This window comes from Thauera linaloolentis 47Lol = DSM 12138 (genome assembly GCF_000310205.1).
GTDB classification, from domain to species: domain Bacteria; phylum Pseudomonadota; class Gammaproteobacteria; order Burkholderiales; family Rhodocyclaceae; genus Thauera; species Thauera linaloolentis.
The window spans coordinates 1-10,137 of sequence record NZ_AMXE01000105.1; the positions used below are offsets into that span (position 1 = coordinate 1).

General features: G+C 70.2%; 7 protein-coding genes and 2 tRNA genes. 5 read left to right on the top strand and 4 right to left on the bottom strand.

Annotation, left to right across the window (positions count from 1 at the left end; translation table 11 throughout):
- Positions 1 to 42: 42 nt before the first annotated feature.
- Together C666_RS17250 and C666_RS17255 are read left to right on the top strand one after the other, a co-directional pair.
- Positions 43 to 1,290, top strand: coding sequence for an alpha/beta hydrolase family protein (locus tag C666_RS17250; protein WP_004344997.1), 1,248 nt, complete (start codon positions 43 to 45; stop codon positions 1,288 to 1,290).
- 287 nt (positions 1,291 to 1,577) lie between these two features.
- The gene (locus tag C666_RS17255; RefSeq protein WP_004344998.1) at positions 1,578 to 2,183 is read left to right on the top strand and encodes an EF-hand domain-containing protein; all 606 of its coding nucleotides are present in this window, start codon (positions 1,578 to 1,580) and stop codon (positions 2,181 to 2,183) included.
- Positions 2,184 to 2,302: 119 nt separating this feature from the next.
- Here C666_RS17255 and C666_RS17260 read toward each other — a convergent pair.
- The 4 genes from C666_RS17260 to malQ all read right to left on the bottom strand — a co-directional run bounded on the left by C666_RS17260 (position 2,303) and on the right by malQ (position 4,759).
- A tRNA-Cys gene (locus C666_RS17260) sits at positions 2,303 to 2,376 on the bottom strand.
- A gap of 43 nt (positions 2,377 to 2,419) precedes the next feature.
- Positions 2,420 to 2,495 (bottom strand) — tRNA-Gly (locus tag C666_RS17265).
- Between the two features lie 70 nt (positions 2,496 to 2,565).
- Positions 2,566 to 3,141, bottom strand: coding sequence for a CDP-diacylglycerol--glycerol-3-phosphate 3-phosphatidyltransferase (gene pgsA, locus C666_RS17270; protein ID WP_004344999.1), 576 nt, complete (start codon positions 3,139 to 3,141; stop codon positions 2,566 to 2,568).
- Between the two features lie 73 nt (positions 3,142 to 3,214).
- Positions 3,215 to 4,759, bottom strand: a complete 1,545-nt coding sequence (gene malQ / locus C666_RS17275) for a 4-alpha-glucanotransferase (RefSeq protein ID WP_004345000.1) — start codon at positions 4,757 to 4,759, stop codon at positions 3,215 to 3,217.
- Between the two features lie 141 nt (positions 4,760 to 4,900).
- On the opposite strand from malQ, the gene C666_RS17280 reads away from it, so the two are divergent.
- The 3 genes from C666_RS17280 (at position 4,901) to glgB (ending at position 10,030) form a co-directional block, all read left to right on the top strand.
- The gene (locus C666_RS17280) at positions 4,901 to 5,935 is read left to right on the top strand and encodes a glucokinase (RefSeq protein ID WP_004345001.1); all 1,035 of its coding nucleotides are present in this window, start codon (positions 4,901 to 4,903) and stop codon (positions 5,933 to 5,935) included.
- A 48-nt stretch (positions 5,936 to 5,983) separates the two neighbouring features.
- Entirely contained in the window at positions 5,984 to 7,666 is a 1,683-nt protein-coding gene (gene pgi / locus C666_RS17285; RefSeq protein WP_004345003.1) for a glucose-6-phosphate isomerase, read from the top strand.
- Positions 7,667 to 7,813: 147 nt separating this feature from the next.
- The gene (glgB, locus tag C666_RS17290; protein ID WP_004345004.1) at positions 7,814 to 10,030 is read left to right on the top strand and encodes a 1,4-alpha-glucan branching protein GlgB; all 2,217 of its coding nucleotides are present in this window, start codon (positions 7,814 to 7,816) and stop codon (positions 10,028 to 10,030) included.
- Positions 10,031 to 10,137 lie beyond the last annotated feature (107 nt).

Below are 10,137 nucleotides of genomic sequence, written 5' to 3' on the forward strand. Positions count from 1 at the left end.
CGACGGCGCGCCGCGCCATGCTCCCGCGCCGGAGCGCCGGCCTTGAGCGCGCACCTGTTCCAGCCCGTGCGGCGGCTGGCCCTGCAACTGGCCTGCGCGGCCCTGCTGAGCGCCTGCGCCCGGCCGCGCCGGGGCGGCTCCAGCGGCGATGATCCGCGCGATCAGCCGGAGAAGCCGGGCTATCTGGCGGAAGCGCCCTACCGGGAAGAAGGCTTCCGCGACGTCTGGCGCAGCAGCGACGAGGAACTGGCGCTGGAATGGCTGCTGCCGCGCGGCGCCGCACAGGCGCCGCTGGTGATCTACCTGCCCGGCCTGGGCGAGCCCGCCGGCGCGGGGCTGGCGTGGCGGCAGGCCTGGGCGCGGGCCGGCCATGCAGTGTTGAGCTTCCAGGGCGCGGACGATGCCGGGGTATGGTCTTCGGCTGCCGCACGGCGCGGCGATTTTTCCGCCATCGCCCGCGAACGCTTCGGCGCGCAGGCTCTGTCGCGCCGCATCCTGCGCACCCGCCGGCTTGTCGACGATCTCGCGCGGCGCGGCGGCGACGCCGCCACGCCCTACGGGCGCATCGACTGGCGGCGCGTCGCGCTGGCCGGGTTCGACCTGGGCGCGCAAACCGCATTGGCCTTCGCCGGCGAACGGCAGGACGGCCTGAGCGACGCGGCTCGGAGCGCACTGGATCTGCCCATGCTGCGCGCGGCCATCGCCCTGTCGCCGCCCGTCCGCGCGGCGACAGAGGATGCGGATGCACGCCTTGGCGCCATTCACGCCCCCCTGCTGCTAGTCACCGCGCACGGACTCGACGATCCACTCGAACCCGCACGTGCGGCGCCCCACCCTCTGCGCTTCGACGCCCTGCCCGCCGGCGACAAGTACCTGCTGACGCTGGCCCGGAGTACGCGGCGGACGCTGTCCGGCACCGACGAGGCGCGGGGTGCGGAACGTGGTACGCGGGGCTCCGGCGGTGGCATGGGGGATGGACTGTCCGGCGGATTCGGCGGCGGAGCGGGCCCCGGTGGTGGCGGAGGGATGGGTGGAATGGGTGGAATGGGCGGAGGGAGCCCCGGTGGCGGCAGCATGGGCGGCCGTGGCCCCGATGGAAGCCGTGGCGGCCCTCCGCCGGGGGGCGAAGGCCGCGGGCCGGCGGGCAACGGCCGCGAACGCTGGCTGATCGCCGAACTGAGCACGGCCTTTCTGGATGCCCAGCTGCGCGATCAGGCGCGCGCCCAGGACTGGCTGACCCGCGAGGCGGCAGAGTGGATCGGCGACGACGGCGAATTGCGTAGCAAGTGAACCGTGGCGGGCGGCAATCTCTGCCGCCCGGTGGTCCGCAAGCCCGCGGCTGCGCGGACTGCAGCCAGCCGGCGGAGCGGCAGGAATTGCCGGCCCGGAGCGGTTGGCGTCCCGCACCGGCATCGGAAGCGCGGCAAGGCGAATCCATACGCATATCCGCGCATGTTCGTTAACCCGCTTTTACCTCGATTTACGCGCCGCCCCTGCCGTTCGGGCCGCGAACTTGCATAGCTGCAGCGTGCGCCGAACGGCGCGCACTCAACCACCTTCCATCCAGGGAGATCATCATGAGCATCGGCAGCATTGGAAGCAGCAGCGTCTACAGCACGCTGTGCGCATTCCAGTCGCAGTCGTCACGCACGGGCAGCAGCTACGGCGCGACGGCATCCTCCACGAGCGGCACGGTATCGGCCAGCGAGTTGTTCAGTTCGCTGGACGGCGATGGCGACGGCAGCGTCACCGAGCAGGAGTTCAGCGATGCGCTGTCCTCCCTGCTCGCCCAATTGAACGAGCAGGTCGGCAGGTCCGGGCAAGGGCCCGGCGGCATGCCGCTGCCTCCACAGGGCAGCGAGGACAGCGGCTTCTCGCTGGAAGAACTCACCGCCCAGCTAGAGGAGGTCGGCAGCAGCGACCCCGCACGGGCCAGCCTGCTGTCGAGCGTCATCGAGCACTTCGACTCGGCCGACAGCGACGCCGACGGCAAGGTCAGCTTCAAGGAAGCGATGGCTTTGCAGGACTCGCTCCCGGACAGCCAGAGCACGGCCGCGTCGAGCAGCGCGGGCACACAGGCGCAGGACGCCGACCAGGTACTGGCGCGCATCCTGCAACTGACGCAAGCCTACGGCGCCTCTGCCATCCAGGCCAGGCTGCCGCAATTCTCGGCCAGTGCATGATAGGCGGCACGGCCCGCAACGCCGGGCCGTGCCACGCACGTGCCCGGCGCTGCGGGCGGATCGCGGACAACAAAAAGCCCGCACTAGGCGGGCTACATGTTTGAATCCACTGCTTTTTTTGGAGGCGCGACTCGGAATCGAACCGGGGTACACGGCTTTGCAGGCCGCTGCATAACCACTCTGCCATCGCGCCTTGAAACTTGCGCGGCAGACCATTGGCCTGCCGCCTGAATGCTTGGAGCGGGAAACGAGTCTCGAACTCGCGACCTCAACCTTGGCAAGGTTGCGCTCTACCAACTGAGCTATTCCCGCTCGGGAAAGACCGCCATTATAGGTGGCGATTTCATGCTGTCAAGTACGGAAATCGCCCCGCCCTTTGCCGCTACTTGCCCTGTTCGGCGGTCAGCAAGGGAATCGCGCGATGCAGATAGTAGCCCATCGACCACAGCGTCAGCGCCGCAGCGACGTAGATCAGCACGCTGCCAAGCGCGCGGATGTCGATCGACAGCAGGGGCGCGTTGTACAGCAGAAGGGGAATCGCCGCCATCTGTGCCGCGGTCTTGAGCTTGCCGACGTAGGCGACCGCCACGCTCGCGGATTTGCCCACCCGCGCCATCCATTCGCGCAGCGCGGAGATGGTGATCTCGCGCCCGATGATGATGACGGCGATGATCGAATCGACACGAGACAGATCGACCAACAGGATCAGCGCGGCGGCGACCATCAGCTTGTCGGCGACGGGATCGAGAAAGGCTCCGAAAGCCGAAGTCTGGCCGAGCGCGCGCGCAAGATAGCCGTCGAACCAGTCGGTGACCGCGGCGACCGTGAACAGCACGGTCGCGACCAGGTTCTTGTTCTGCACGGACATCAGGCTGTCGGGCAGGTAGAACACGCCCACGAAGATCGGGATCAGCGCGATGCGGGCCCAAGTCAGGGAATTGGGGATATTGAATGGCATGCCGGGCAAACCGGGTTTCGGACGAAGAATGGCGCGAGTATATCAGCGCCCCCGCCGGACTCGGCATGCCGGCTCAGGCATGCGCCGGTCCGGCGGGCACGCGGCCATGGAGCCGTGCCAATTCCGCCAGCGCCCCCGCGTGCCAGGCCTCGACCTGCCCCCAGTGGAAGCGCCATGTCCACGACCCTTCGGCCACTCCCGGCCGGTTCATGCGCGCACTGCCGTCCAGCCCGAGCACATCCTGCATCGGCACGATCGCCATCCGCGCGACGGAGGCGGAGGCGGCGCGGATCAGGTCCCAATGGATGGCTTGCCCGCTGACGGCGAGATAGCGCCGGGCATGGTCCCGCGTTGTCTCCGGCAGGGCCTGCCACCAGCCCCGGGTGGTGTCGTTGTCGTGCGTGCCGGTGTAGACCACCGTGTCGGGGTCGAAGTTGTGCGGCAGATAGGGGTTGGCCGCCGGGTCGGGCGCATCGCCGTCGAAGGCGAACTGCAGGATGCGCATGCCCGGCAGGCCCGCGGCCTTGCGCAAGGCATCGACGGCGGGCGTGATGATGCCGAGGTCCTCGGCGATGATCGGCAGGCCTTCGCCCGCGACGGCATCGAGCGCAGTGTACAGCGCGGAAAAGAATGCGATGCCGGGGCCGGGCTGCCACGCGCCCTCGACCGCCGATCCGGCGCTGGCCGGAATCGCCCAGTAGGACTCGAAGCCGCGGAAGTGATCGATGCGCACGAGGTCACACTGCGCGAGCGTGTGGCGCACGCGCGCCGCCCACCAGCGATAGCCCTCGGCGACATGGGCCGGCCAGCGGTAAAGCGGATTCCCCCAGTGCTGCCCGGTCTCGCTGAAGTAGTCGGGCGGGACTCCAGCCACCGCACTGGGCCGGAGCGCCTCGTCGAGCTGGAACAGATCCGGACGGGCCCACACGTCCGCGCTGTGCGGCGACACGAAGATCGGCATGTCGCCGACGATCCTGACCCCGCGTGCGTTGGCATAGGCCTTGAGCCGCGCCCACTGCTCGTGGAAGCACCACTGGCAGAAGCGCCACGCGGCGCATTCGGCGGCGAGGCGCTGCGCCGCGGCCCGCAGCGCGCCAGGTTCGCGGCGCGCCAGGGCGGGCTCCCAGTCCTGCCACACCGATCCGCTGCCGCGATGCTGCTCGTCGAGCGCCATGAACAGCGCGTAATCGTCGAGCCAGCCGCTCATCCGCCGGCAGAAGCCGGCAAAACGGGCGTGTTCTGCCGCATCGCCATGGGCAAGGAAGCGGCTTGCGGCGCACTTCAGGCGCGGCAGCCGGTATGCCGCCACCCGCGCGTAATCGACCCGCTCCGCGCTGAAGGCCGGATCGGGGCGCAGATCGTCCGCATCGAGCCAGCCGCGCTGCTGCAACTGCTCCAGGTCGATCAGCAGCTCGTTGCCGGCGAAGGCCGAAGGGCTCATGTAGGGCGAGTTCCCCGGACCGACGCCGCCGAGCGGCAGGACCTGCCAGAGACTCTGGCGGCCCGTGGCCAGCCAGTCGACGAAATGGCGGGCGGACGGCCCGAGGTCTCCCGCGCCATGGGGGCCGGGCAAGGAAGTCGGGTGCAACAGGATGCCGCTGTGTCGGACGAAGCTCATGAAAACGCCTGCAGGAATCTTGATCGGACCAGGAAGAACGAAGCCGCCGGCCAGGCCCGCGGAGCATGCGCCGCGAGCCGCTTGGCCGGGGCGCGCCGAGTTGGACAGAATCCCCGCGCCGTTTCATGATTGAAGCCATTCATGCAACTTTCGCCCCCCAACTTGGATACTGTCAGGCAAACACCGCCGGCGGCGCAAGCGCGGCTCGTCGGCGACATCGGCGGCACCCATGCCCGCTTCGGCATCGCGGACGGAGCCGGCGCCGTCGGCGCGATCCTCGTCCTGCCCTGTTCGGCATTCGACGGCCCGGCCGGCGCGATCCGGCACTATCTCGGCCAGCTATCCGTGCCCTGCCCGCGCACCGCCGCCTTCGGCATCGCCAACCCCGTCACCGGCGACGACGTGGCGATGACCAACCACCCTTGGCGCTTTTCGGCCGACGCGCTGCGCCGCTCGCTCGGGCTGGAGCGCCTGCTGCTGCTCAACGACTTCACCGCACTCGCGCTGTCGCTGCCGCTGCTGAGGCCGGAAGAGCGCCATCCCGTTGGTGGGGGCTCGGCGCTGGACGGGCACGCCATCGGCCTGATCGGGCCAGGGACGGGGCTGGGCGTCTCGGGCCTCGTCGCCGCCGGCGGCGACCACGTACCGCTGCAGAGCGAAGGCGGCCACGTCACGCTGGCCGCGCGCGACCATCGCGAAGCCGCACTCATCGACTGGTTCCGCCGGCACCACGGCCACGTTTCGGCCGAGCGCGTACTGTCCGGCCCCGGCCTCGCGTCCTTGCACGATGCCGTGCGCGCACTGGCCGGCCAGCGCGCCATGCCGCTGCCGGGCGCGGAGGTCAGCGCGCGCGCCATGTCGGGCGCCTGCCCGTATTGCGCCGAAGCCCTGCACCACTTCTGCGCCATGCTCGGCACCGTCACCGCCGATCTCGCCCTCACGCTCGGTGCGCGCGGCGGCGTGTACCTGGGCGGCGGAATCATTCCGCAGCTCGGCGGCTTCTTCGCACGCTCGGCCTTCCGCCGGCGCTTCGAGGACAAGGGGCGCTTTTCGGGCTACCTCGCCAGCATCCCGACCTTTGTCATCGCCACGCCCTACGCTGCGCTCCGCGGCGCCGCCGCGGCGCTGGCCAACCCCATCCGAGTAGGCCACGAGGCGGCGGAAGGGGCACAATGATGCCTGTCAGCCGGCGCCTGCCCGCGCTGCCTTTTCGACCGACCGACGATGAGCAACCCGACCCCGCACTCCAGCCCGCCCCCCGGCCCCGACTCCACCTGGCAGGCGCTGCTCGCCCACCGCGGCGAGATCGGCGAACGCCACCTGGCGCAACTGTTCGCGTCCGACCCCGCCCGGGCCGCGCGCATGCAGGCCGAGGCCTGCGGCCTGTTCCTCGACTATTCCAAGAACCGCGTCACCGGCGACACCCTCGCCCTGCTCTTCGAGCTGGCGCGCGAAGCCGGGCTGGACGCGCGCCGCGCCGCGATGTTCGACGGCGAACGCATCAACCGCAGCGAAGGACGCGCGGTGCTGCACACCGCGCTGCGCCGCCCGGCGGATGAGTGCGTGATGGTGGACGGCCGCAACGTCGTCGCCGACATCGCCGCGGTGCGCGAACGCTGCTACCGCTTCGCCGAAGCCGTGCGCGACGGCGCCTGGCGCGGCTACGACGGACGCGCCATCACCGACGTCGTCCACATCGGCATCGGCGGCTCCGACCTCGGCCCGCTGATGGTGTGCGAGGCGCTGAAGCCCTGTGCCCATCCGCGCCTGCGGATGCATTTCGTATCGAACGTGGACGGCGTGCAGATCGGCGACGTGCTGTGCGCGGCCGATCCCGGCACCACGCTGTTCATCGTCGCCTCCAAGACCTTCACCACCCAGGAGACGCTGGCCAACGCCCACACCGCGCGCCGCTGGCTGATCGAACGCAGCGGCGACGAAACCGTGATCGCCCGCCACTTCGCCGCCGTATCCACCCATCCCGGCGCCGTCACCAGCTTCGGCATCGACCCCGCCAACATGTTCGGCTTCTGGGACTGGGTGGGCGGACGCTACTCGCTGTGGAGCGCCATCGGCCTGCCGATCGTGCTGCAAATCGGCGCGGCGGGCTTCGACGCGCTGCTCGCCGGCGCGCGCGCCATGGACCTGCACTTCCGCGAGGCGCCCTTCGAACGCAACCTGCCGGTCATCCTGGCGCTGACCGGCATCTGGAACATCGACTTCCTCGGCGCCCCCAGCCAGCTCATCGCCCCCTACCACCAGCGCCTGCACCGCCTGCCCGCCTTCCTGCAACAGCTCGACATGGAATCGAACGGCAAATCGGTAAAGCTGGACGGCAGCCCGGCGGGCTGCCAGACCAGCCCGGTGATCTGGGGCGAATCCGGCATCAACGGCCAGCACGCCTACTTCCAGATGCTGCACCAGGGCACGCAACTGGTGCCCACCGACTTCATCGGCGTGCTGGAAGCGGAGCGCGGTTTCGAGCAGCACCACCGCATCGCCTTCGCCAACCTGGTCGCACAGGCGGAGGCGCTGATGCGCGGCAAATCGGCCGCCGAAGCGGAAGCCGAGATGCGTGCCGCCGGAATGGCCGGCGAACGCATCCGCGCGCTGCTCCCGCACCGCGTCTTTCCCGGCAACCGCCCCAGCAACGCCTTGCTGATGGCGCGCCTGGACCCGTACACGCTGGGCGCGCTGATCGCCCTCTACGAGCACCGCACCTTCGTGCAGGGCGTGGTGTGGGGGCTGAACTCCTTCGACCAGTGGGGCGTCGAGCTGGGCAAGCAGCTCGCGGCGCGCGTGCTCGACGACCTCGCCGCCCCCGCCGACCTCCATGCGCACGACGCCAGCACGGCCGGCCTCATCGCCCGCTATCGGGCGTGCGCGGTGCGGCAAGGCGGAGACTGAAGGCGGCAGGCGCGCCCTTTGTTGCCCTGGATCAAACCGGGGCGTCTTGCGCGCCGCTGCCGGCGGACTTTGTGTCAGGATTCGTGTGGATGACGAACGTAAGCGGCCACCATGCCAAATGACAGCAACGACGCGGGTGCCAGGCGGATGCCGGCAGATGCCGGGCCGTCCCCGGGCTTGGCTCGGGCGGAACTCGACGCCCTGCTCCTGTGCACGCACGGCGACCCCTTCGCGGTGCTGGGCATGCACGAAATCGAAGGCCGCATCGTGGTCCGCGCGCTGCTGCCGGACGCGCGCACGGTCGAAGTCGTCGATGCGCTCGGCCGCCGTGTTGCCGCCCTCCGACGTCAGGACGCCACGCCGCTGTTCGCCGCCGTCATTCCCCGCCGCCGCAAGCCCTTCGCCTACCGCCTGCGAGTAGCCTGGGCCGGCAACGGCGATGGCGCGGACCATGCCGGCATCATCGACGATGCCTACCGCTTCGGCCCCCAGTTGCCCGAACTGGATGTCTGGCTGCTGGCCGAAGGCACGCACCGCCGCCCGTATGAATGGCTCGGCGCCCACCCCGTCGTGGTCGATCAGGTCGCCGGCACGCGCTTTGCGGTGTGGGCGCCGGGCGCGCGCCGGGTGTCGGTGGTCGGCAGCTTCAACAACTGGGACGGCCGCCGCCACATGATGCGCCTGCGGCGCGAATGCGGCGTGTGGGAGATCTTCATCCCCCACGCCGGGCCGGGCGACCTGTACAAATACGAGATCCTGGGCGGCGACGGCGCCATCCGCGCCAAGGCCGACCCGTTCGCCTTCCGCGCCGAAGTCCGCCCCCGCACCGCCTCGGTCGTCCAGTGCCTGCTGCCGGGCGCGGCGATCGACGAGGGCCGCCGCCGGGCCAACGCGCTCGACGCGCCGATCAGCATCTACGAGGTGCATCTCGGCTCCTGGCAGCGCGGGGATGACGGCGCCTGGCTGGGCTACCGCACCCTGGCCGAACGGCTCGTTCCCTACGCCGCCGGACTCGGTTTCACCCACATCGAGCTGCTGCCGATCCAGGAACATCCCTTCGACGGCTCATGGGGCTACCAGCCCACCGGCCTGTACGCACCCACCTCGCGCTTCGGCACGCCGGAAGATTTCCGCGCCTTCACCGCAGCCGCGCACGCGGCCGGCATCGGCATCATCCTCGACTGGGTGCCCGCCCACTTCCCGGCCGACAGCCACGGACTGGCGCGCTTCGACGGCAGCCATCTCTACGAGCACGCCGATCCGCGCGAAGGCTTCCACCAGGACTGGAACACCCTCATCTACAACTACGGCCGCACCGAGGTGCGCAACTACCTGAGCGGCAATGCGCTGTACTGGATCGAGCGCTTCGGCATCGACGGCCTGCGCGTGGACGCAGTGGCCTCGATGCTGTACCGCGACTACAGCCGCAAGGCGGGCGAATGGCTGCCCAACCGCCACGGCGGCCGCGAAAACCTCGAAGCCATCGAGTTCCTGCGCCGCATGAACCACCTCGTCGGCAGCGAACGCCCCGAGGCGATCACGCTGGCCGAGGAATCCACCGCCTTCCCGCAAGTCAGCCGTCCGCCCTCGCCCGACCTGCAGTCGGGCGGCCTGGGCTTCCACTACAAGTGGAACATGGGCTGGATGAACGACGTGCTGGCCTATATGGCGCAGGATCCGGTGCACCGCAAATACCACCACGACCGCATCCGCTTCTCGCTCGTCTACGCCTTCACCGAGAACTTCGTGCTGCCGCTGTCGCACGACGAAGTGGTGCACGGCAAGGGCGCGCTGCTGGCGAAGATGCCCGGCGACGACTGGCAGAAGTTCGCCAACCTGCGCCTGCTGTACGGCTTCATGTGGGGCCATCCAGGCAAGAAGCTGCTGTTCATGGGCTGCGAATTCGCCCCGTGGCAGGAATGGAATGCCGATGAATCGCTGCCCTGGCACCTCGCCGCCCACGCTCCGCACGCCGGCATGCAGCGCCTGGTGCGCGACCTCAACCTCGTCCTGCGCGGCCACCCCGCGCTCTACGAGCAGGACGTCTCGCCCGAGGGCTTCGGCTGGATCAGCCACGACGACGCAGAACACTCGCTGCTCGCCTTCGAGCGCCGGGCGCGCGACGGCCGGCGCGTGCTCGTGGTGTGCAACTTCACCCCGGTGGTGCGCGAGCACTGGCGCATCGGCGTGCCGCAGGCCGGCACCTGGCACGAACTCATCAACACCGACGCGGCGGTCTATTGGGGCTCGGGCGTGGGCAACCCGCCCCGTGCCAGCGAAGCCCTGCCCTGGCAGGGGCAGCCGCATTCGCTGACGCTGACACTGCCGCCGCTGGCCTGCCTGATGCTGGTGCGCCGTGACTGAATCCGCGCCGGCGGGCACCCGCGCATCCGCTTTCCCGTCGACCGCCGCCCCCGGGGGGCAATGGCGGCCGGCGGCCGGCCCGGCCCCGGCGATGGCGCCTGGGCGGG

Bases quoted from the DNA above. Each gene is read 5' to 3' on its own strand.
- C666_RS17255 (WP_004344998.1), top strand. From the start codon at position 1,578: ATGAGCATCGGCAGCATTGGAAGCAGCAGCGTCTACAGCACGCTGTGC.
- pgsA (WP_004344999.1), bottom strand. From the start codon at position 3,141: ATGCCATTCAATATCCCCAATTCCCTGACTTGGGCCCGCATCGCGCTG.
- malQ (WP_004345000.1), bottom strand. From the start codon at position 4,759: ATGAGCTTCGTCCGACACAGCGGCATCCTGTTGCACCCGACTTCCTTG.
- C666_RS17280 (WP_004345001.1), top strand. From the start codon at position 4,901: ATGCAACTTTCGCCCCCCAACTTGGATACTGTCAGGCAAACACCGCCG.
- pgi (WP_004345003.1), top strand. From the start codon at position 5,984: ATGAGCAACCCGACCCCGCACTCCAGCCCGCCCCCCGGCCCCGACTCC.
- glgB (WP_004345004.1), top strand. From the start codon at position 7,814: ATGCCGGCAGATGCCGGGCCGTCCCCGGGCTTGGCTCGGGCGGAACTC.